The organism is Streptomyces sp. NPDC051569, from assembly GCF_044454085.1.
Classification (GTDB): Bacteria; Actinomycetota; Actinomycetes; order Streptomycetales; family Streptomycetaceae; genus Streptomyces.
On the sequence record NZ_JBITDJ010000026.1, the window covers coordinates 43,004 to 64,230 of the forward strand.

The 21,227-nt window shown below is 72.2% G+C and carries 20 protein-coding genes and 1 riboswitch; of the genes, 3 read left to right on the forward strand and 17 right to left on the reverse strand.

Annotation, left to right across the window (positions count from 1 at the left end):
• Nucleotides 1-51: 51 nt before the first annotated feature.
• Together ACIBAE_RS26925 and ACIBAE_RS26930 are read right to left on the reverse strand one after the other, a co-directional pair.
• Nucleotides 52-744 (reverse strand): TetR/AcrR family transcriptional regulator, encoded by a 693-nt coding sequence (locus ACIBAE_RS26925; RefSeq protein ID WP_399290240.1) that lies wholly within the window; start codon nt 742-744, stop codon nt 52-54.
• A 147-nt stretch (nt 745-891) separates the two neighbouring features.
• On the reverse strand, nt 892-2,286 hold the full coding sequence (locus tag ACIBAE_RS26930) for a peptidase C39 family protein (RefSeq protein ID WP_399290242.1): 1,395 nt from the start codon (nt 2,284-2,286) through the stop codon (nt 892-894).
• A gap of 204 nt (nt 2,287-2,490) precedes the next feature.
• On the opposite strand from ACIBAE_RS26930, the gene ACIBAE_RS26935 reads away from it, so the two are divergent.
• Together ACIBAE_RS26935 and ACIBAE_RS26940 are read left to right on the forward strand one after the other, a co-directional pair.
• Entirely contained in the window at nt 2,491-3,120 is a 630-nt protein-coding gene (locus ACIBAE_RS26935) for a uridine kinase (RefSeq protein ID WP_399290244.1), read from the forward strand.
• Nucleotides 3,121-3,444: 324 nt separating this feature from the next.
• Nucleotides 3,445-5,406 carry an AAA family ATPase gene (locus ACIBAE_RS26940; protein WP_399290246.1) on the forward strand — a complete coding sequence of 654 codons (1,962 nt, stop codon included), beginning with the start codon at nt 3,445-3,447 and terminating at the stop codon, nt 5,404-5,406.
• Nucleotides 5,407-5,547: 141 nt separating this feature from the next.
• On the opposite strand, the gene ACIBAE_RS26945 is transcribed toward ACIBAE_RS26940, so the two are convergent.
• The 11 genes from ACIBAE_RS26945 to ACIBAE_RS26995 all read right to left on the reverse strand — a co-directional run bounded on the left by ACIBAE_RS26945 (nt 5,548) and on the right by ACIBAE_RS26995 (nt 16,062).
• Complete coding sequence (locus ACIBAE_RS26945) at nt 5,548-6,648, reverse strand: hemolysin family protein (protein ID WP_399290248.1); 1,101 nt, start codon at nt 6,646-6,648, stop codon at nt 5,548-5,550.
• On the reverse strand, nt 6,645-8,111 hold the full coding sequence (locus tag ACIBAE_RS26950; RefSeq protein WP_399290249.1) for a hemolysin family protein: 1,467 nt from the start codon (nt 8,109-8,111) through the stop codon (nt 6,645-6,647). Before ACIBAE_RS26950 ends, ACIBAE_RS26945 begins: the two co-directional genes overlap by 4 nt.
• 183 nt (nt 8,112-8,294) lie before the next feature.
• Complete coding sequence (locus tag ACIBAE_RS26955; RefSeq protein WP_399290251.1) at nt 8,295-8,756, reverse strand: PH domain-containing protein; 462 nt, start codon at nt 8,754-8,756, stop codon at nt 8,295-8,297.
• 21 nt (nt 8,757-8,777) lie between these two features.
• The gene (gene hisG, locus ACIBAE_RS26960; protein WP_399290253.1) at nt 8,778-9,626 is read right to left on the reverse strand and encodes an ATP phosphoribosyltransferase; all 849 of its coding nucleotides are present in this window, start codon (nt 9,624-9,626) and stop codon (nt 8,778-8,780) included.
• Nucleotides 9,627-9,706: 80 nt separating this feature from the next.
• Nucleotides 9,707-9,979 (reverse strand): phosphoribosyl-ATP diphosphatase, encoded by a 273-nt coding sequence (locus ACIBAE_RS26965; RefSeq protein WP_020128904.1) that lies wholly within the window; start codon nt 9,977-9,979, stop codon nt 9,707-9,709.
• 46 nt (nt 9,980-10,025) lie between these two features.
• Nucleotides 10,026-10,511: a 6,7-dimethyl-8-ribityllumazine synthase gene (gene ribH, locus ACIBAE_RS26970; protein ID WP_399290255.1), complete on the reverse strand. Its 486-nt coding sequence runs from the start codon at nt 10,509-10,511 to the stop codon at nt 10,026-10,028.
• 96 nt (nt 10,512-10,607) lie between these two features.
• Complete coding sequence (locus tag ACIBAE_RS26975) at nt 10,608-11,900, reverse strand: bifunctional 3,4-dihydroxy-2-butanone-4-phosphate synthase/GTP cyclohydrolase II (RefSeq protein WP_399290257.1); 1,293 nt, start codon at nt 11,898-11,900, stop codon at nt 10,608-10,610.
• The gene (locus ACIBAE_RS26980; protein WP_399290259.1) at nt 11,897-12,547 is read right to left on the reverse strand and encodes a nicotinamide riboside transporter PnuC; all 651 of its coding nucleotides are present in this window, start codon (nt 12,545-12,547) and stop codon (nt 11,897-11,899) included. The genes ACIBAE_RS26975 and ACIBAE_RS26980 overlap by 4 nt, the downstream gene beginning before the upstream one ends.
• Entirely contained in the window at nt 12,544-13,224 is a 681-nt protein-coding gene (locus tag ACIBAE_RS26985) for a riboflavin synthase (protein ID WP_399290261.1), read from the reverse strand. Before ACIBAE_RS26985 ends, ACIBAE_RS26980 begins: the two co-directional genes overlap by 4 nt.
• Nucleotides 13,225-14,388 carry a bifunctional diaminohydroxyphosphoribosylaminopyrimidine deaminase/5-amino-6-(5-phosphoribosylamino)uracil reductase RibD gene (ribD, locus tag ACIBAE_RS26990; RefSeq protein WP_399290297.1) on the reverse strand — a complete coding sequence of 388 codons (1,164 nt, stop codon included), beginning with the start codon at nt 14,386-14,388 and terminating at the stop codon, nt 13,225-13,227. It abuts the gene before it with no gap.
• Between the two features lie 181 nt (nt 14,389-14,569).
• A riboswitch (FMN riboswitch) is annotated at nt 14,570-14,700 on the reverse strand.
• 183 nt (nt 14,701-14,883) lie between these two features.
• Entirely contained in the window at nt 14,884-16,062 is a 1,179-nt protein-coding gene (locus ACIBAE_RS26995; RefSeq protein WP_399290263.1) for an ROK family transcriptional regulator, read from the reverse strand.
• A 142-nt stretch (nt 16,063-16,204) separates the two neighbouring features.
• Here ACIBAE_RS26995 and ACIBAE_RS27000 point away from each other — a divergent pair, with 142 nt between their 5' ends.
• Complete coding sequence (locus ACIBAE_RS27000; RefSeq protein WP_399290265.1) at nt 16,205-17,422, forward strand: MFS transporter; 1,218 nt, start codon at nt 16,205-16,207, stop codon at nt 17,420-17,422.
• Here ACIBAE_RS27000 and ACIBAE_RS27005 read toward each other — a convergent pair.
• From ACIBAE_RS27005 to ACIBAE_RS27020, 4 genes are all read right to left on the reverse strand, one after another.
• The gene (locus ACIBAE_RS27005; RefSeq protein ID WP_399290267.1) at nt 17,382-17,834 is read right to left on the reverse strand and encodes an acyl-CoA thioesterase; all 453 of its coding nucleotides are present in this window, start codon (nt 17,832-17,834) and stop codon (nt 17,382-17,384) included. The two genes, ACIBAE_RS27000 and ACIBAE_RS27005, sit on opposite strands and share 41 nt — an antisense overlap.
• Nucleotides 17,835-17,930: 96 nt before the next feature.
• On the reverse strand, nt 17,931-19,637 hold the full coding sequence (locus tag ACIBAE_RS27010) for a flavin monoamine oxidase family protein (protein WP_399290269.1): 1,707 nt from the start codon (nt 19,635-19,637) through the stop codon (nt 17,931-17,933).
• A 152-nt stretch (nt 19,638-19,789) separates the two neighbouring features.
• Nucleotides 19,790-20,587 (reverse strand): carbon-nitrogen hydrolase family protein, encoded by a 798-nt coding sequence (locus tag ACIBAE_RS27015; RefSeq protein WP_399290271.1) that lies wholly within the window; start codon nt 20,585-20,587, stop codon nt 19,790-19,792.
• 182 nt (nt 20,588-20,769) lie between these two features.
• Nucleotides 20,770-21,225, reverse strand: coding sequence for an Lrp/AsnC family transcriptional regulator (locus ACIBAE_RS27020; protein ID WP_399290273.1), 456 nt, complete (start codon nt 21,223-21,225; stop codon nt 20,770-20,772).
• Between the last annotated feature and the right edge of the window lie 2 nt (nt 21,226-21,227).

Genomic DNA, 21,227 nt, shown 5'->3' on the forward strand with positions numbered 1-21,227 from the left:
CGCCCCCGCGTCCCGCCCGCTGGGCGCCGGCCCCCGCCTCCGCGCCCGGTGTCAGGCCGGGGGGAGGTCCCGCTTCGGTTCCCAGGGTTCCGCGAGGCCCGTGAACGGCCGCCAGTCGTGGTCCGGCGGCGGCGCCGGGCACTCCGGAGCGAACTCCTCGATGGTGTTCAGCGTATGGCGCAGCATCCGCACCAGCAGGTCGCGCGGGATCTCCAGCCGCAGTTCCTGGCACTCCAGCCATTCGAGCGTCAGCCACTCGACACTGCTGAGCCAGCCGAGCAGCGCGAGCCGGGCGATGTGCGGGATGTCCTGGCGTCCGTAGGCGCCTTCGGCGACCGTCGCGACCAGTCCCGTCCGCACGGCGTCGCGGATCGCCTGCACCTCGGTGTCGAAGCCGACGCCGCCCGTGATGATGGTGCGGTAGGCCGCCTCGTTCTGCTGGGCGAAGCTGAGATAGGCCTCGACGGTGCGCTGCACGCGTGCGGTACGGGGCAGTTCGGCTCCGCCGGAGGCGAGCGAGACCAGCTCGATGACGGAGTCCTCGACGATGGCCAGGTAGTAGCCGCGCTTGCTCGCGAAGTAGTAGTAGATCAGCCCCTTGGCCACCCCGGCCTGCTGGGCGATGTCGTCCATCGACAGCGCGTCGTATGACCTGTCGGCGAATAACTTCCGCCCGATCGCGATGAGTTCGGAGCGGCGCTCCTGCGATCGCGCGGACTTGCCACGCTGCTGACTACTACTCAAATTCGCACCCTCGTCCCGGGGTTGCCCTGGAATCCCCGCAGTATCGCAGAGACGCGTGGGGCTCCTGACGGGTGGTTACCCGCGGTTGCCCCCGGCGGGCGGCACTGTGTCCGCTCCTCCCGGGGGCCACCCGGACGCGGGCCGGGATCAGAGCAGGCCCACGGACTCCAGGGCATGGCGCTGGGCGGTGGACGGCTCGGCCGGCCAGTAGACGTAACAGACGCCGCCCGTTCCGGACACCACGGTGCCGGCGGCGTTGTGGCGCTTGGTCCGCAGCCAGATCTGTTCCCACTCGGAGCGGCGGTAGACATGGCGTACGGCCGGATCGTCGGGCGAGGCCGGGTCGTTGGCGATGATGTCGCCCTCGGCCGTGAAACCGATGACGGTCATCAGATGGCCCGACGTGCCGTAGCCCGCCCCCGTGAGTTCCTCCTTGAGGAAGGACTGCGAGGTGATGACGGGGATACCGGCGCGGATGAGCGTCTCCACGTCCGCGAGCGAGCCGAGCCGGGTGACGGCGGCGCTCAGGGAGCGGTAGGTGGCGGCGTACGCGGCGTTGAAGGGCCAGTTCCCGCAGCCCGTGTACTGGTGGTCGTAGGTGTGCCGGGCCGCCTGGCAGACCTGCGGGTCGGCGTAGTCCGGGTTCACCCAGGCCAGGTCCTGGGCGGAGGGCGTGCGACCCCAGTACTCGATGATCATCTGCGAGGAGGTGGGGCTGCACCAGGCCTCGCCCCCGTTGTCGTACTCGGGATACTGCCCGGCGTGGACGTTCTGCGAGTAGCGCGGCACGGTCAGCTCGCGGGCGAGCCCCGGCGCGGAGGCCGGGACGGTGAACCGGTCCGGGATGTCCGAGGCCATCGCGCCGACCCGGTGGACCACGGGCGTGAGCCGGGTGCCGGGCTTGCGGTACAGGGTGAGCCGCAGCCGGTACGAGGCGAGGCGCAGCCCGCTCGCCGGGTCGTCCACCGAGAAGGTGTCGGTCCAGATGCTGCTGCGCCCGTCGGTCTGGTCGTCGACGGACGTACGGCGGATGTCCCCGTCACCGTCGCCGGAGGTCCAGCGGCCCATGACGTACCACGGGGTCTCGGTGCCGTCCGCGTACCGGCCCCGCAGCTCGATCTGGAGCCAGGTGCCGGCCGGGGTCGCGGCGTTCCAGGAGGCGATGACCTCGGTGGCCGGAACCTTCGAGCGGTGCAGCGGTGAGGTCCAGCTCGCGTACTCCCAGGTGGCGGCCTTCCCGGTGTGGGGGTCGGTGTAGTCGCTGCGGCCCGCCGGGGTGTCGATCACCAGCGAGGGCCGGGCGCCGGCCACGGCGCGGGTGCCCCGGGCGGCACCGGAGCGCCAGTCGGCGTACGAGGTCCAGAAGGCGTTGTCCACGAGAGACTTGGGGGCGGTGGGGGCGGCGGGGGCCGTCGGGGCAGGAGTTGACGAAGGGGAGGCCGGTGAGGCGGCGGCCGCCGGGACGGCGGACACCGCCCCGGCTCCGGCCGCGACCGCGAAGGCGGCGGCGAGCACTGTTCTGCGCGGAGTGGGGCTGGTCATGAGACCTCCGGTCGAAGGCGGGTCGAGTGCGGAGAGACGACAACTGCTCGGCAGTGGCCCAACTATCGCGGTTCGCGTCGGGGTACGGCCAGCGATTCGGACCGCGTCGCGCGAGCAATATTGGTCTCGACCAGTGGCGTGACCTGCGGCGGTACAGCGGGGCGCGACGGCGGGCGCGCCCGGGGACCTCGTAGGGTGGGACGGATGAACGAGCTGACCGACGCCGCGGCGGTCCTGCGGGCCCTGCCGCCCTCCTGCGGTCCCGTCCGGCTGATCGCCGTCGACGGTCACGCGGGCTCCGGCAAGAGCACCTTCGCGGGACGGCTCGCGGTGGCACTGGGCGACGCCCCCGTACTCCGGCTCGACGACATGGCGACGCACGAGGAGCTGTTCGCCTGGATGCCGAGGCTGCTCGCACAGGTGATCGAGCCGCTCGCGGCCGGCTCGGCCGCGCGGTACGCGCCGTACGACTGGACCCTGCGGACCTTCGGGGCGCCGCGCGCCCTGGAGCCGGCCCCGGTCGTCCTCGTCGAAGGAGTCGGGGCCGGGCGCCGGGCGCTGCGGCCGTATCTGGCCCGCCTGCTCTGGATGGAGAGGGGCCCCGAGGCGTCCTGGGAGCGGGGCAGGCGGCGGGACGGACCCGCGCAGGCCGCCTTCTGGGACGGCTGGACGGTGGCGGAGACTCGCCACTTCGCGGCGGACCCGTCCCGCCCCTTCGCCGACACCCTGGTACGCGAGGGGCAGGAGGGGTACGTGATGGCTCCAGGGCCGGGCGCGACCGCCGGATCGCCTCATCACCTCACCCACAGTGATCGGATTCGGCCACCATACTGAGCGGTCGGACATTCTCCCCGCGCACGCTCCTGTGCGGCTTGACCGGGGGCGGGACACGTCCTACGTTCTCGATGTGCGGCTTTTCGGAGCCGCCGTGGACGCGAGGCCCCCGGTTGTTCCCCCGTGATCGGGGGCTTCGTTCCGCGTTTCCGGCGGCTCATCCCGGACCGTTCCCCCGCCCCCACTCACCCTGGGTCACCGCCACCGTCCGGGAATGACGCCCCCGGCCGGACACCCCTCCGGCACCCTCCGCGCAGGTACGATGGCTCTCAGTGCGGTCAATTCCCGTCCGCGACAAGGTGGTTCGGCACGCTGGGGGACCTGATGGACACCGGCACCGGCTCGCAGGGCCCTCCGGCCCCGGCCGACCTCGCCTGGATGCGCGGCGTGGACGCCTACACCATGGGGGCGTATCCCCAGGCCGAGGACGAGTTCAAGGCCGCCGTACAGCTCGATCCCGGGATGGCCGACGGCTGGCTCGGACTGCACGCGCTGCGCGTCGACACCACCACCGCCCTGCTGCACATGTACCGCCACCGCGGCCGCTTCGGCGAACAGCGCGCCCGTCACCGCCGCACCCTCAACTCCTGGTACTGGCTGGGCTGGTGGGTCCAGCCGGTGCTGGAGAGCGGACGCGATCTGCTGCTCGCCCACGCCTCCCACTGGCTCGACGGCCGTCATGTGCCGGAGCTGGACGGGGCCCTCGCGGGCCTCCCGCCCGTGGACGCCGATCCCCAGGTGCGCTTCCTGCATGCCTGCCGCTCCTATCTGATCAAGGACTGGGAGCAGTTGGTACGGCACACCGAACCGCTCGTCGACGACCCGCTGCTGGGCACCGAGGCGGGGCTCTTCGGCGGGATGGCCCGGGTCAGGCTGGAGATGTACGGGCAGGCCGAGCCGCTGCTGTCCACGGCCCTGATGCGCTGCCGCAGCGAGCAGCCGCAGCGCAAGGAGCTGCGGTACTGGCTGGCACGCGCCCATGAGGGCACCGGGCGCAGCGCCGCCGCGCTGCCGCTCTACCGGGCCGTGCACCGGCTGGATCCGGCGTTCATGGACACCGCGGCCCGACTCGCGGCGATCACCGATTCCGACGGATACGACGGGTACGACGCGTTCGAAGGACCGGACGATCCGGTGGGCCGCGCCTCGGTGGCACTGGCCGGCTTCGGCCTGGACACGCCGGGCGCGCTGGACACCCTGGACGCGCTGGAGACGCGGAGCGGGACCGAGGGCCCCGGGGGCTCCGATCCGCTGCTCGGCGGCGAGGCGGGGACGGGCCCGAGCTCAGCTCCGGGGCCGGACAGCGGGCCGCAGTTCGGCGGCCCGGGTCCGGCCGTCGTGCCCGACGGTGTACGGGAGAAGGCGTCACGCCCCGCGCGGCCCCGGCCGCCGCGCTTCCCGCAGGGCCCGACAGATCCGGAGCTGCTCGCCGACGCGCTGGCGGAGCTGGAGCGCATGGTCGGCCTGGAGCCGGTGAAACGGCAGGTCAAGGCGGTCTCCGCACAGCTGAACATGGCCCGGTTGCGGGCGGGCCAGGGGCTGCCCGTCCAGCCGCCGAAGCGCCACTTCGTGTTCTCGGGCCCCTCCGGCACGGGCAAGACGACCGTCGCGCGCATTCTCGGCCGGATCTTCTACGCCCTCGGGCTGCTCGGCGGCGATCATCTGGTCGAGGCCCAACGGGCCGATCTGGTGGGTGAGTTCCTCGGCCAGACCGCCGTCAAGGCGAACGAGCTGATCGACTCGGCGATCGGCGGGGTGCTCTTCGTGGACGAGGCGTACAGCCTCTCCAACTCCGCCTACAGCAAGGGTGACGCGTACGGCGACGAGGCCCTTCAGGTACTGCTGAAGCGCGCCGAGGACAGCCGCGACCATCTCGTCGTCATCCTGGCCGGCTATCCGGAGGGGATGGACCGGCTCCTCGCCACCAATCCGGGCCTGTCCTCCCGCTTCACCAGCCGTGTCGACTTCCCCAGCTACCGGCCGCCCGAACTGACCGCCATCGGCGGCGTACTGGCGGCCGAGAACGGCGACGTCTGGGACGAGGAAGCGGCGGACGAGCTGCACTCCATCAGCGGGCACGTCGTCGACCAGGGCTGGATCGACGAGCTGGGCAACGGCCGCTTCGCCCGCACGCTGTACGAGAAGAGCTGCGCGTACCGCGATCTGCGGCTCTCCGGCTACACCGGCACGCCCGGCCGCGACGACCTGGCCACGCTGCGGCTGCCCGACCTGATGCAGGCGTACGGAGAGGTGCTCTCGGGGCGCGGACCGCTGGGCCCGGTCTGAGGGCCCGCTGGGCCCGGTCTGAGGCGGCACGCGGGCGGCCGCCGACGGCCGCCGGACGTACGGACACACGTGACGCGGCCCCCATGGGCTCCGGCGGGCCGTGACCTCCGCCGGGCCCGGGGAGCCGCGTCACGTGTGCGCTCAGCGCGCCAGGACCTGGCCGGCCTGGTCGGAGCGCTGCTCACCGAGCAGGGCCGCCCGCGGCCCGCCCTCCCGGTGGGACGGATCCCGTACCTCGCCGACCAGCATTTCCAGGACGTCCTCCATCGCCACCAGGCCGAGCACCCGCCCGGACGCGTCCGCGACCTGGGCGAGGTGGGTGGCGGCGCGGCGCATCACGGTGAGGGCGTCGTCCAGCGGGAGTTCCGCCCGGAGCGTCGCCATCGGCCGCCAGACGTGCTGCGGTACGGCCCGCTCGCCGGCCTCCAGGTCGAGGACGTCCTTGACGTGCAGGTAGCCCATGAAGGCCCCGCGCCCCTCCGCGCAGACCGGGAAGCGGGAGTAGCCGGTGCGTACCGTCAGCTCCTCGATCTCGCGCGGGGTGACCGAGGGGGCCACGGTAACCAGCGTGGCGTTGGGGAGCAGGACGTCGGTGACCGGGCGGCTGCCCAGCTCCAGGGCGTCCTCCAGCCGTTCCTGGGCTTCCGGTTCGAGGAGTCCGGCCTGGCCGGAGTCCTCGACGAGCTGATTGAGCTGCTCGCTGGTGAAGACCGCCTCCACCTCGTCCTTGGGCTCGACGCGGAAGGCCCGCAGCACCAGCCGGGCGCAGGCGCCGAGAGCGGCGGTCACCGGGCGGCACAGCCGGGCGAAGCCGACCAGGCCGGGGCTGAGCCAGAGCGCGGTCTTCTCCGGGGCGGCCATGGCGAGGTTCTTGGGGACCATCTCGCCGATGACCAGGTGCAGGAAGACGACCAGCGCGAGGGCGATGACGTACCCGAGCGGATGGATCAGCCCCTCGGGCAGCCGCACCGCGTGGAAAAGGGGTTCGAGCAGATGCGCCACCGTCGGCTCGGCGACCGCGCCGAGGGTCAGGGAGCAGACGGTGATGCCGAACTGCGCCGCCGCCATCATCTGCGGCAGGTTCTCCAGGCCGTACAGCGCCTGCCTCGCCCGCGCGGAACCGAGGGCGGCGTGCGGCTCGATCTGACTGCGCCGTACGGAGACGAGCGCGAATTCCGCGCCCACGAAGAAGCCGTTGGCGAGCACCAGGATTATCGCGAAGAGGAGTTGCAGGGCGGTCATCGGGGGCCCTCCGCCATCGCGGGAACCTGAGGGGTCCGGAGGGCCTGGGCCGGTGCGCCGGCCGGTATACCGGAGACAGCGCCCGCCGGGGCCCCTGTCAGGTCATCGGCCGGGGCATCGGCCGGGAGGTCCGCCGTCGCGCCGGCCGGGGCGTCCACCGTGCGGACCAGCCGGACCCGTTCGGCGCGGTAGCGGTCCACCTGGCGCACGGAGAGCCGCCAGCCGGGCAGCTCGGCCCGGTCACCGGGGGCCGGGATACGTCCCAGCAGATCGGCGACCAGGCCCGCCAGGGTCTCGTACGGACCGTCGGGCACCTCCAGGCCGATCCGGCGCAGGGTGAGGACACGGGCGCTGCCGTCCGCCTCCCAGGCCGGCCTGCCGTCCTCGGGTGCGACGGGCGCCAGCTCCGGCCGGCCGTCGCCCTCGGCGTCGTGCTCGTCGCGGACCTCGCCGACCAGTTCCTCGATGATGTCCTCCAGGGTGACGACCCCGGCCGTACCGCCGTACTCGTCGACCACGACGGCTATGGGCTGTTCGCTGCGCAGCCGCTCCAGCAACTGCTGCACGGGCAGCGTCCCGGGCACCAGCAGCGCCGGGACGGCGATCTGTCCGGCGGGGGTGTGCAGCCGCTCCTGGACGGGCACACGGAGCGCGTCCTTGAGATGCACCATGCCCACGATCTCGTCGATGCGGTCCCGGTAGACCGGGAAGCGGGACAGGCCGGTGGCGCGGGTCAGGTTGAGGACGTCCGCCGCGGTCGCGTCGGACTGCAGGGCGCTCACCTTCACGCGGGGCGTCATGACCTGCTCCGCGGTGAGCCGGCCGAGTGACAGGGTCCGTACGAACAGGTCGGCCGTGTCCTGTTCGAGGGTGCCGGCCCGGGCCGAGTGGCGGGCCAGGGAGACCAGCTCGCCGGGGGTGCGGGCGGAGGCGAGTTCGTCCGTCGGTTCCACGCCCAGCATCCGGACGAGGCGGTTGGCGACGGTGTTGAGCAGGGAGATCACCGGCCGGAACACGCGCGCGAACAGGTACTGCGGTCCGGCGACGAACCGTGCCACCTGGAGCGGCCGGGAGACCGCCCAGTTCTTGGGGACGAGTTCGCCGATGACCATCTGTACGGCGGCGGCGAACAGCATGCCGAGGACCACCGCCACCCCGGAGACGGCCCGGTCGGGCAGTCCGGTCGCGGCGAGCGGGCCGTCCAGCAGCTGGGCGAGCGCGGGCTCGGCGAGCATGCCCACGACCAGGGACGTGATGGTGATGCCCAGCTGGGTGCCGGAGAGCTGGAAGGACAGTTGCCGCAGCGATCTGACGACGGTACGGGCCCGGCGGTCGCCGGCGGCGGCCGCGCGCTCGGCGTCCGGACGGTCCACGGTGATCAGGCCGAACTCGGCCGCCACGAAGAAGCCGTTGGCGAGGATCAGGAGGAATGCCGCGGCGAGCAGCAGAAGGGGGATGGTCATGCCGCCGCCTCGTCGAAGGGGGCGGCGCAAGTACTACCGGATGATCCGTCCATTGCTGGAGGGAATCACTCCTCGGGTCGCAGGTGCCCCACGGGCCGGTGAGCGGCCGTCGGATGCGGGGCGGGGCGCGCTCGGCGCCACCGCCACCAGAGTAAACAAGTCGGGGCGCGCAGGTGCAGGGGCTCAGCCGATGTCGGTGACGGCGGAGCGGGATTCGGCGAGCGCGCGCAGGGCGCGGGCGTCGCGGATGGCGTGCGCCTTGGCGATGCCGGGCTGGATGCCCAGCACGGGCAGACTGGTGCCGTCACTGAGGTCCAGGAAGACCCAGGGGTCGCCGGGACGCAGATTGACCCGCAGGATCTCCGCCCAGGCCAGCCGGCGGGTGCGGGTGACGTTGACGACGGTCACCCCGCTCTCGTCGGCGACGACCTGGGGGCGGCTGAGCAGCACGAGCACGCCGAAGATGAGGAGGGCCGTGAGGATGAAACTCATCCGCGATCCTCCGGTCATGTCCAGCAGCAGGGCGACGGCGGTGATGACGGCGAACATGACCGCGCCGACGGAGAGCAGCACGGCCCGGGTACGCGTCGGCCGGAAGGTGACGGGCAGGACGGGCGGTTCCGGCCGGTGCGCGGGGGCGGTCATGAGTTCTCGGTCCTCCCGGGGTCAGAGGCGGCAGGCGTGGATGGCCGTGGTGAGGATGGCGCGGGCGCCCAGCTCGTACAGATCGTCCATGATCCGCTGCGCGTCCCGGGTCGGGACCATCGCGCGGACGGCGACCCAGCCCTCGTTGTGCAGCGGGGAGATGGTCGGCGACTCCAGGCCCGGGGTGAGGGCGACGGCCCGTTCCAGGTGCTCGGCGCGGCAGTCGTAGTCCATCATCACGTACGTACGGGCCACGAGGACGCCCTGGAGCCTGCGCAGGAACTGCCGCACCTTCGGCTCGTCGGCGTCCGCGCCGGTGCGGCGGATGACGATCGCCTCGGACGTCATGATCGGCTCCCCGATCACTTCGAGGCCCGCGTTGCGCAGCGAGGTGCCGGTCTCCACCACGTCGGCGATGATCTGGGCGACGCCCAGTTCGACGGCGGTCTCGACCGCGCCGTCCAGGTGGACGACGGCGGCGTCGACGCCGTTGTCGGCGAGGTGCTTGGCGACGATGCCCTCGTACGAGGTGGCGACGGTCATGCCGCCGAAGCCCTCGACCCCGCTCGCGGTGCCCGGCCTGGTGGCGTAGCGGAAGGTGGAGCGGGCGAAGCCGAGCGGGAGGATCTCCTCGGCGTTGGCGCCGGAGTCCAGCAGCAGATCGCGTCCGGTGATGCCGATGTCGAGCCGGCCGGAGCTGACGTAGATCGCGATGTCGCGCGGGCGGAGGTAGAAGAACTCGACGTCGTTGTCCGGGTCGACCAGGACGAGTTCCTTGGACTCCTTGCGCTGCTGGTAGCCGGCCTCATGGAGCATCGCCGACGCAGGTCCGGACAGGGAACCTTTGTTGGGGATGGCGATGCGCAGCATGAGGTCGGACTCCTTTGTACGGAGGGACGGTTGGGCGTACCGGCGGGCCGGGTGGGGCTGCTGTTCGGTGCGGGAACGGCTCAGAGGTGGGCGTACACGTCGTCGAGGGAGATTCCGCGCGCGACCATCATCACCTGGACGTGGTAGAGGAGCTGGGAGATCTCCTCGGCGGCGGCTTCCTTGCCCTCGTACTCGGCGGCCATCCACACCTCGGCCGCCTCTTCGACGACCTTCTTGCCGATGGCATGGACGCCCTTGCCGACCAGCTCGGCGGTACGGGAAGTGGCGGGGTCGCCGTTGGCGGCCTTCTGCTGGAGCTCGGTGAAGAGCTCCTCGAACGTCTTCTTGGACATGGTGGCGCTCACTTTACGCGGCCGCGCGGGGCCCCGGGCTCCAGGGTCAGCGCCAGGGTTCGGAGATGGTACGGAGGGTGGTCGCGGTGGCGACGGCCGCGGTGACCGCCTCATGGCCCTTGTCCTCGTACGAGCCTTCCAGCCCCGCCCGGTCCAGGGCCTGCTGCTCGGTGTCGACGGTGAGGACACCGAAGCCGATCGGCACGCCGCTGTCGACCGCGACCTGGGTGAGGCCCTGGGTGACGCCCTGGCACACATACTCGAAGTGCGGGGTGCCGCCCCGGATGACGACGCCGAGCGCGACGATCGCGTCGTAGCCGCGTCCGGCGAGCACCTTGGCGACGACCGGTAGCTCGAAGCTGCCGGGGACGCGCAGCAGCGTCGGCTCGTCGATGCCGAGTTCCCCCAGGGCGCGCAGCGCGCCGTCGACGAGGCCGTCCATGATCTTCTCGTGCCACTGCGCCGCGATCACGGCGACCCGGAGGTCTCCGCAGTTCTTCACCGTCAGTACGGGTGCGCCCTTGCCGCTCACGTCTCTCCTCGAAGCTGGTTGTCGCTGGGTCTGAAGGTCGTGCAGGTCGTGCAGGTCGTGCAGGTCGTGCCGGATCGACAGGTGCTGCCGGTCGTCCTACTGGTTGCCGCAGGCGGACGCGCCGGCGGCGCCGTCGAGCCAGGGCAGGTCATGGCCCATCCGGTCGCGCTTGGTGCGCAGGTAGCGGAGGTTGTGCTCCCCCGCCTGGACGGGCATGGGCTCGCGTCCGGTGACCCGGAGGCCGTGCCGGACGAGCGCGGTGGTCTTGTCGGGGTTGTTCGTCATCAGCCGTACACCGCGGACCCCGAGGTCGTCGAGGATCTGGGCGCCCGCCGCGTAGTCACGGGCATCGGCGGGCAGACCGAGTTCGAGGTTGGCGTCCAGGGTGTCGCGCCCGCGTTCCTGGAGCTCGTACGCGCGCAGCTTGGACAGCAGCCCGATGCCCCGGCCCTCGTGGCCGCGCAGGTAGACCACGACGCCGCGGCCGGCCTCGGTGATGCGCGCCATGGCGGCCTGGAGCTGGGGGCCGCAGTCGCAGCGCTGCGAGCTGAAGATGTCGCCGGTGAGGCATTCGGAGTGGACGCGGACCAGCAGGTCCTCGCCGTCGCCGATCTCCCCGTGGACGAGGGCGACATGCTCGACGCCGTCGACGGTGGAGCGGTAGCCGTACGCGGTGAACTCACCGTGGGCGGTGGGGAGCCGGACCTCGGCCTCGCGCCGGACGGTCGGCTCGGAGGTGCGGCGGTAGGCGATCAGGTCCTCGATGGAGATGATCGTCAGGCCGTGCTTGCGGGCGAACGGGATCAGCTCGGGCAGCCGGAGCATCACGCCGTCCTCGCCGGCGATCTCCACGATCGCGCCGGCCGGGCGCAGGCCCGCGAGCCGGGCCAGGTCGACGGCCGCCTCGGTGTGGCCGTTGCGTACGAGCACCCCGCCGGGCTTGGCGCGCAGCGGGAAGACGTGTCCGGGCCGTACGAAGTCACCGGGCACGGCGTCGCCGGTGGCGAGCAGCTGGAGCGTGGTGGCGCGGTCGGCGGCGGAGATGCCGGTGGTGACGCCGTGCGCGGGCGCCGCGTCCACGGAGACCGTGAAGGCGGTCCGCATCGACTCGGTGTTGTGGTCGACCATCTGCGGGAGTTCGAGCCGCTCCAGCTCCGCGCCTTCCATGGGGGCGCAGATCAGTCCGCGGCACTCGCTCATCATGAAGGCGACGATCTCGGGGGTGGCCTTCTCGGCGGCGATGACGAGATCGCCCTCGTTCTCGCGGTCCTCGTCGTCGACGACGACCACCGGGCGGCCCGCCGCGATGTCGCGGATGGCCTGCTCCACCGGGTCGAGGGAGAGGTCCTCGACGTTGTCGGTGGAGTACCAGGTGGGAAGTGCGGTCATGCTGCTGCTCCTTCCAGAGGCGTGGCGCCGGCGCGGGAACGCAGCCACCAGTCACGCAAGCCCCACAGGACGAGGGCCAGGTAGATCAGGTACACGAAGCCGGAGAAGGCGAGTCCGCTGCTGAACGCGAGGGGCACGCCGACGACGTCGACGAGGAGCCAGGCGAACCAGAATTCGACGAGCCCCCGGGCCTGGGCGACCATGGCGGCCAGCGTGCCGACGAAGATGTAGGCGTCGGGCCAGGGGTTCCAGGAGAGTTCGGGAACGGCGACGAACAGGCCGCCGACCGCGAGGGTGCCGAGCGCGGTACCGGCGAGCAGGACCCCGCGCTCGCGCCAGGTGGCGAACCGGATGGCGATGGATCCGTCCTGGGCCCGCTGCCCGCCGCGCTGCCACAGGCGCCAGCCCCACAGCGCCACGACGATGACCAGCAGCTGCTTGCCGACGCCGCCGCTGAGCTGCGCGGAGGCGTAGGCGCCGACCAGGATGAGACCGGACAGGAACTGGGCGGGCCAGGTCCAGATCGAACGCCGCCAGCCGAGCGCGAGCGCGAGCAGACCGATGACGTTGCCGATCATGTCGGACCAGACGATGTGCTGGCCGAAGGCCGCGAAGGCCTCGCCGTTCAGCCAGGTCACGGCGCTCATCGGCCGGTCTCCTGGGTCTGCTCGGTCCCGGCGGCGTTCCCGGCGGCAGCGTTCCCGGCGGCAGCGGCGATACCCGTCGCGGCGGCGCTCCCGTCGCCGAGCAGTCGCTCGACGTACTTCGCGATGACGTCGACTTCGAGGTTGACCGGGTCCCCGGGTCCCTTGATGCCGAGGGTGGTCAGCGCGAGGGTGGTGGGGATGAGGCTGATGGTGAAGTGGTCGGGGCCCGCGTCGACGACCGTGAGGCTGACGCCGTCCACGGTGATCGAGCCCTTCTCGACGACATAGCGGGTCAGGGCGGCGGGCAGCGAGATCGTGACGATCTCCCAGTGCTCGGAGGGCTTGCGCCCGACGATCGTGCCGGTGCCGTCCACGTGCCCCTGGACGATGTGCCCGCCGAGCCGCCCGCCGAGGGCCATGGGCCGCTCCAGGTTGACCCGGGAGCCGGTCTCCAGCGCGCCGAGGCTGGAGCGGTTCAGGGTCTCCGCCATCACATCGGCGGTGAACTCGCCCTGGTCGAGGTCGACGACGGTCAGGCAGACACCGTTGACGGCGATCGAGTCGCCGTGCTTCGCGCCGTCGGTGACGACCGCGCCGCGCAGCCGGAAGCGGGAGGAGTCACCGAGATTCTCGACGGCGGTGACCTCGCCCAGTTCTTCGACGATTCCGGTGAACACTCAACGCTCCTTGGTGGGGGTGCCGGGGACGGCGGGGACGGCGGCGCCGGAAACGGCGGTGCCGGAGGTGGTGGGATCGGGTACGGCCGGATCGGGAACGGCCGGAACGGGTACGGCGGTGACGCGCAGGTCCGTGCCGATCCGGACGGTCTCCGTGATCCGCAGGCGCAACGCCCCGGCGATCGTGGTGATTCCGGCGTCGGCGAGGGCGGCGGGACCGGCGCCGAGCAGGACGGGGGCGAGGTAGCCGACGACCTTGTCGACGGCGCCCGCGGCGACGAAGGAGCCGGCCAGGGCCGGACCGCCTTCGAGGAGTACGGAGCGGACGCCGCGCTCGTGCAGGGCGGCCAGCAGGGCGGGGATGTCCAGGCCCCGGGCGGCGCGGGGCAGCCGGACGACCTCCGCGCGAGGTCCCGCCGGTCGGGGTCCGGCGACCTCGGCGTCTTCCGCGACCGCGATCAGGGTGGGCGCCGCGTCGTCCAGGATCCGGGCGCCCGCGCGGACCGCGGTGCCCTCGGTGTCGACGACGACGCGCAGCGGCTGGACGGCGCCCTCGATGCCGCGCACCGCGAGGTGCGGGTCGTCCGTACGGGCCGTACCGGAGCCGATCACGACGGCGTCGGCCTCGGCGCGCAGCCGGTGGACGTCGGCGCGGGCCTCGGCGGAGGTGATCCAGCGGCTGGTGGCGTCGGCGGCCGCGACCCGGCCGTCGAGCGTCGCGGCGTACTTCCACAGGACGTGCGGGCGGCCGCGCCGTACGGAGGTGAGCCAGGCGGTGTTGCCCGCTTCCGCCTCCTCGGCCAGGAGCCCCCGCTCGACCGTGACTCCGGCCGCGCGCAGGGTACCGGCGCCGCCGGTCGCCTGCGGGGTGGGGTCGGCGACGGCATAACTGACGCGGGAGACGCCCGCGGCGATGAGCGCCTGGGAGCAGGGGCCGGTGCGGCCGGTGTGGTCGCAGGGTTCGAGGGTGACGTACGCCGTGCCGCCACGGGCCCGGTCACCGGCCGCGCGCAGGGCGTGGACCTCGGCGTGCGGGCCGCCGGCGCGCTGGTGGAAACCTTCGCCCACGAGCTGTCCCGAGGCGTCGAGGATCACGCACCCGACGACGGGATTGGGGCTGGTGAAGCCGAGTCCGCGGGCGGCGAGCGTGACGGCACGGCGCATCGCGTCAGCGTCGGCCGCTGTTTCGGCTTGGGTCGCCACCGGGTCCTCCTGCCTCTTCGGGCGTGGACTCCGGGGCCTGTCGATGACGACAGAGAAGCGGGACGTGTACGGGGACGCCATGGCCGACGACCGGGATCGTCCGAGAACGACCCACCGACGGTGGCGTACCGATGACGGCCCGCCGCGCACTGCCTCCCATCCGGACTTTCACCGTCGGTCCAGGAATTTCACCTGATCAACCGGCCACTGGATGCGGACGGGTCGCGGACTATTACCGCCGGTTCGGAATTACACCGACCCCGGAGTGCGCTGCTTCTGGTACGGAACCAGTGTGCCACGGCTGATCGGCGGCCATGTGGGTGACCGCTGTGTGCTGACTCACAAATCGGTCACGCGCACCGGCGCTGCCACGGCCACGCGCCGGTCGCGGTTCGGGGTTCGGGGTTCGGGGTGAGGATCCGGCGTTCCGGACGTCCTGCCGCCCGGAACGGGGGGTCAGGCTCCCGGGGCGAACAGTTCGTCCTGCGCCGCGTCGCGCGCGGTCAGCAGGGCGCCGCGCAGGACCGCCGCGCCACCGAGGGTGCCGGGTCTGACTTCCGTACGCAGCGGGGTCATCGCGGCCAGCCGGGTCTCGACGCGGGCGGCCAGCGCGGCGCCACCCGCGTGGCCGACCTCCCCGGCCAGCACGATCCGACCGGGGTCGAGGACCGCGATGACGGCCGCCGCGCCGACCGCGAGCCGGTGGGCGAGGAGGTCGAGGAAGGCATCGCCTCGCCCCCCCGCCTCGACGGCGGCGCGCACGACGGCCGCGGCGGCCGGTTCCTGGGGCCCGGGGGTGGCCGAGATCCCGCACAGCCCGGCGAGTTCAGTGACGGCGGACGAACCCACCAGACTGTGGAAGCCTCCGTCGCAGGCGATCGCGGAGGGCAGCCGCGAGGTGCCGGGCACCGGCAGGAAGCTGATCTCTCCGGCTCCGCCCGAGGCACCCCGGCGGAGCTTCCCGTCGAGCACGACGGCCGCGCCCACCCCGTGGCCGAGCCAGAGCAGGACGAAGGTGTCATGACCGCGGGCGGCGCCGAGGCGCTGCTCCGCGAGGGCGGCGAGGTTCGTCTCGTTCTCCACCAGGACGGTGGCGGGCAGCCGTTCCTGGAGGACGGCGACGAGCCGCCGGTGCCAGGCGGGCAGTCCGCTGCTGTCGCGGAGTTCGCCGGTGACCGGGTCCACCAGGCCGGGGGCGCCGATGCCCACGCTGTGCAGCCGTACGGCGCCGGCCTCGCGGGCCGTCCGCTCCAGCAGGGCGGCGGCTCGTTCCACGGCGGCTTCGGTGGCGGTGTCGCTGCCGATGGGCAGGACGGCCTCGGCGAGGGTGGCGCCCAGCAGATCCGCGACGACGACGGAGACGCTGTGGGTGCGCACGTCGAGGGCGGCGAGGTGGGCGCGGTCCGCGATGATCCCGTACAGCCGGGCGTTGGGGCCGCGGCGCCGGTCTCCCGTCTCACCGACGACCTGGACCAGGCCGGAGCCCTGCAGGCGTTCCACCAGGTCGGCGACGCTGGGGCGGGAGAGCCCGGTCAGCGTTTTCAACTGCCCTGCCGTCAACGGGCCTTCCTGCTGGAGCAGTCGCAGGGCGAGCCGGTCGTTGATGGCCCGGGCGGTGCTCGGGGATGCGGCCATGCCGGGATCCTTCCAGATGGCGGGGGCGACACTGACGCACTTTTTATCAGGCAGGGTTCCTGATAATTTACTCGGGCATCGTGGACGGGTGCGTCGAAGGTGCGCCGGACCCGGTCCACCGCCCAGGGGAGGAAGAGACAGCATGTCGGCTGAAGTGATCTTCGACAAACCACGGCTGCGGCAGGCCCGGTACGCCATCGCCGCCGTCTTCTGTGTGCACGGCGCGGTCACGGGCAGCCTCGCCACCCGTATCCCCTGGATCCAGGAGCATGCCGGGGTGAGCGCGGGCCAGCTCGGCCTCGCGCTCGCCTTCCCCGCGATCGGCGCCTCGCTCGCGATGCCGCTGGCCGGCCGGTTCAGCCACCGCTTCGGCGCCCGCACCGCGCTGCGCGTGCTGCTCGCCCTGTGGACGCTCGCGCTGACGCTGCCGTCCCTCGCGCCGAATCTCGTGACCCTGTGCGCCGTCCTCTTCGCGTTCGGCGCCACCGCCGGCATGTCGGACGTCGCGATGAACGCCCTCGGGGTCGAGGTCGAGAACCGCATCGACAAGTCGATCATGTCCAGCCTGCACGGCATGTGGAGCGTGGGCGCGCTGCTCGGTTCCGCCGGCGGTACCGTCGCCGCGCACCTGGGCACCGACGCCCGGCTGCACCATCTGCTGGTGGCCGCGGTCCTCACCGTGCTCGGTCTGATCGCCTGCCGGCGCGTACTGGATCTGCGCAGCGCTCCCGACGCCGAGCCGCCGCCGCGCTTCGCCCTGCCGCCCCGGTCCGCGCTGCTCATCGGCGCGATCGGCTTCTGCGCGGTCTTCGCGGAGGGCGCGAGCATGGACTGGTCCGCGGTCTATCTCCGGGACGTACTGGACACCTCGCCCGGTCTGGCCGCCGCGTCGACCACGGCCTTCGCGCTCACCATGGCCGTCGCGCGGCTCGCCGGCGACCGGGTGGTCGACCGGTTCGGCGCCGTGCGGACCGTACGGGCGAGCGGTGCGCTGGCCGTGGCGGGCGGCCTGCTGGTGGCTCTGGCGCCCCACCCGGCGGCCGCCATGGGCGGCTTCGCGCTCCTGGGCCTCGGCGTGGCCGTGGTCGTTCCGCTCACCTTCGCCGCCGCCGGGCGCAGCGGACCCAATCCGAGTCAGGCCATCGCGGGCGTCGCGACCATCACCTACACCTCGGGGCTGATCGCCCCCTCGGCGATCGGCGCGGTCGCCGACGCCACCTCGCTGGTGGTCTCCTTCGGGCTGGTGACGCTGCTCGCCTGCGGCCTGATGGCGGGGGCCGGCGTGCTGCGCAAGGCCGACCGGCGGGCCCCCGCCGAGATCAGCGTTCCGGACGCAGCAGCTGTCGGCCGAGAGATCTGAACAGGTCGCTCCAGGGGGCGGGGCGCAGGGTCGCCGGGTCGAGCCGGACGAGTACGCGGCTGCCGTGGGCGTACGTCACCGAGCCGTCGGCCGAGCAGAAGCGGAAGCCGTAGGTGAGCCCGGTGTTGCCGAGCCGTTCCAGCCAGAGGTGGACCGCGTACGCGCCGGTGCGGTTGACCGGCAGCTCGTAGGTGAGGCGCAGTTCCTTGACCGCGTTGCAGGCGTCGCCCGCGGCGGCCCAGTCGCCCTCGTAACGCAGGCCCCGTTCCTCCCAGTAGGCCGTCCATGCGCGCTCGATTATCAGCGGGTAGCGGGCGTTGTGCAGCAGCCCGAGCGCGTCGAGGTCGTCGAAGTGGACTGAGACGGGGACGAGGGCGCCGTGCTGGGCGACGGACGGGGCTTCGGCGGTCACGGGCGTGGCTCCTGAGCTGCTGGGACGGGCATCACCTCATCCTAAGCGGCTGCTCAGAGGTCCCTCCCGTGACCGCTTCCGGCGGCCGGGACCCCGTCAGTCCTCAGGGAGTTCGACCGGGGCGATCTCGTCGTACAGGTCCCCGGGCCCGGGGTTCGTGCTGTCCGTGGCACCGCCGAAGTGGTTCATGACGCCCCACACCGCGTTGAGCGCGGTCTGCACGGCACCCTCCGCCCAGCCCGCCGTCCAGGAGATGTCGTCACCGGCCAGGAAGATGCCCCGCTTGTCCTCGGGCAGCCTGTCCTGCATGAAGTGGGTGAACAGCCGCCGCTGGTAGCGGTAGTGACCGGGCAGATTGGCCTTGAAGGCGCCCATGAAGTACGGCTCGTTCTCCCAGGAGACGGTCACGGGGCTGCCGATGATGTGCCGCCGGATGTCGACCTTGGGGTAGATCTCCCGGAGCGAGTTGAGCATCACCTCCATCCGCTCGTCGGCCGAGAGCGGCAGCCACTTGAGGCTGTCGTCGCACCACGTGTACGAGAGGCAGATGACGGCGGGCTTGTCCGGGCCGTTGTCCAGCAGATACGTGCCACGGGTCATCCGGTCGGTCAGCGTCATCGACATGACGTCGCGCCCGGTGGGACGGCCGTGATCGTCGACCGCCTCGTCCAGCCAGAACGGCCGGTCGACCGGGACGAACAACTTGGACGACTCCATGTAGTGGGTGCGCTCCATCGCCGTCCAGTGGTCGATGGGGAAGAGCGAGTCATCACAGGCGATCTTGGCGAGCAGCAGCCAGGACTGGGCGGTGAAGACCGCCGCGCGGTAGGTGCGTATCCGGCCGGAGGCGTCCGTCACGGTGATCCGGTTGCCCGCCGTCCGGTGCAGCCGGGTCACCGCCGGCCTCGGCCCGCCGTCGTGCAGCGAGGACAGCGTCGTACCGGCCGGCCAGTGCGTGATCTTCTGCGGCGCGCGCTCCCAGAGCCGTACCGGCAGCTGCTGACTGCCACCCACGATCCCCCGGTGGTGGTCGTCGGCCTCGGTGTAGACGACCCGCAGGATCTCCAGGATGGAGTTGGGGAAGTCGGTGTCCCAGCCGCCGGTGCCGAAGCCCACCTGGCCGAAGATCTCCCGGTGCCGGAAGGACGCGAAGGACGGCGAGTCGCAGAGGAAGCCGTAGAACGTCTGGTCGTCGAGCTTCTCCACCAGCCGCGCCCAGATCTCGCGGATGCGCGGGACATCGCGCTCACGCAGGGCGCGGTTCATGTCGGAGAAGTCCGCGCCCTCCTCCAGGCAGGTGTTCCAGGCGTCCATCACGTCGCGGAAGACCTGCGGCAGGTCGTCGACGCTCGTGGCGTAGTGGGACTCGCCCTTGAGGTCGACGACGGTCGACGGGGTGCCGGCGGCGAGCGGGTTGGGGAAGGGCCGGGTCTCCAGGCCCACCAGGTCGATGTAGTGCTGGAGCGCCGTCGAGGAGGGCGGAAAGCGCATCGCGCCCATCTCGGCGGTCAGCTCGGGGTCGCAGCCCTCGAAGCCGACGGTACGCAGCCGCCCGCCGATCTGGTCCGCCTCGTACACGACCGGCTTGAGGCCCATCTTCATCAGTTCGTACGCGGTGATGACGCCGGAGAGCCCGCCGCCGATCACGGCGACCTCGGCGCCGTGCTCGGTCGCGGGTATCTGGCCGAGCCCGGCGGGATGCGCCAGGAAGTCGTCGTACGCGTAGGGGAAGTCCGGCCCGAACATGGTGATCGGCGGCTGCGCGTCGGTGTGCGGGACAGCGGTGGGCACCGTGGACGTCATGGGGTGGGGACTCCTTGCACGGACGGGAAGCACGAACGAAAGCGCGAACGAAAAGCACGAACGAAAAGCGCGAAGGAAGCTGAGGCTCCGGGGGCGGCCGGAGGACCGGGCCGGCGCCGGACCAGGGAGCCGCGCCGGAAGGGGGAGGCGCGTCAGGCCAGGGAGGCGTACAGGCCGGGGCGGCGGTCCTTCAGATACGGATTGGCCTCGCGGGACTCGCCGAGGAAGACGGGATCGACATCGCCGATGACCAGCTCCGCACCGCGTCCGGCGCGCACCCGGGTGGCGCCGTCGGGGCCGGCGAGACAGCTGAGTCCGGCGAACTCGAACGCGCCCTCCCGGCCGGTCCGGTTCGCGTACGCGACGTACATCTGGTTCTCGAAGGCCCGGACCGGCACGACGGACTCGGGAACGAACTCGAACGGTCGCATGAGCGCGGTGGGCACCAGCAGCAGGTCGGTACCGGCGAGCGCGTGGGCCCGGACGTTCTCCGGGAATTCGACGTCGTAGCAGATCATGATGCCGAGGCGCAGCCCGGCGAGGTCGGCCTGGACGACCGTCCGCTCCCCCGGCGTGAACCACGCGGTCTCGAAGGGGCCGAACAGATGGGTCTTGCGGTAGTTCGCGAGCCGCGCGCCGCCGGGACCGATGAGCTGCGCGGCGTTGTAGATCAGCTCGCCGTCACGCTCGGGGTAGCCGTACAGCACCGCCAGCCCGTGGCGCGCGGCGATCCCGGCGACGGACCGCGCGGCAGGTCCTCCGGCGGGCTCGGCCAGCCGGGGCACGTCGTCGCCGATGGCGTACCCGGTCAGGAACATCTCGGGACAGACCAGCAGCCCGGCTCCGGCGGCCGAGGCACGGGCCGCCGCCTCGTCGAGCACCGCGAGGCTGTCGGCGACCGAACCGGGTCGGCCGGAGCTCTGGAGCAGTGCGGTGCGCAACGGCGGCATGGCTGACCTCGGGCGGTGCGAAGGGGGGTGTCCAGGGGGACGTTACGACGGTACGGGCCGCCCGGCGGACCGGACAAGACGCGACCGTTGCGCGGGCACCATCGATCTGTTGCGCCGTGAGCCGGTCCGGCGGCGATTCGTTGCGCAGCGGCGTCCTGCCTGGTCAGGACGTTATGCGGACGTTATTCGGGCGAGCCCGAGGAGTACCGCCTGAGCAGGGGGGAGAGCACCAGCACCGACTTCGTACGCTCCACGTACGGCTCGCCCGCGATGCGTTCCAGCACCTGCTCGAAGTGACGCATGTCGGCGGCGAAGACCTGGACGATCGCGTCCGCGTCACCGGTGACGGTGGAGGCCGACACGATCTCCGGATAGCGCTCCAGGCCCCGGTGGATGGCGTCGGGCGAGGTGTTGCGGCTGCAGTAGATCTCGATGAACCCCTCGGTCTCCCAGCCGAGCGCCGCCGGGTCCACCCGTACCGTGAATCCGGTGATCGCTCCGCCGGCGCGCAGCCGGTCGACGCGGCGTTTCACGGCGGGCGCCGACAGGCCCACGAGCGAGCCGATGTCGGCATAGGACCGGCGGGCGTCCTCGGCGAGGGCGTGGACGATGCGTTCGTCGAGATCGTTGAGTCGCACTG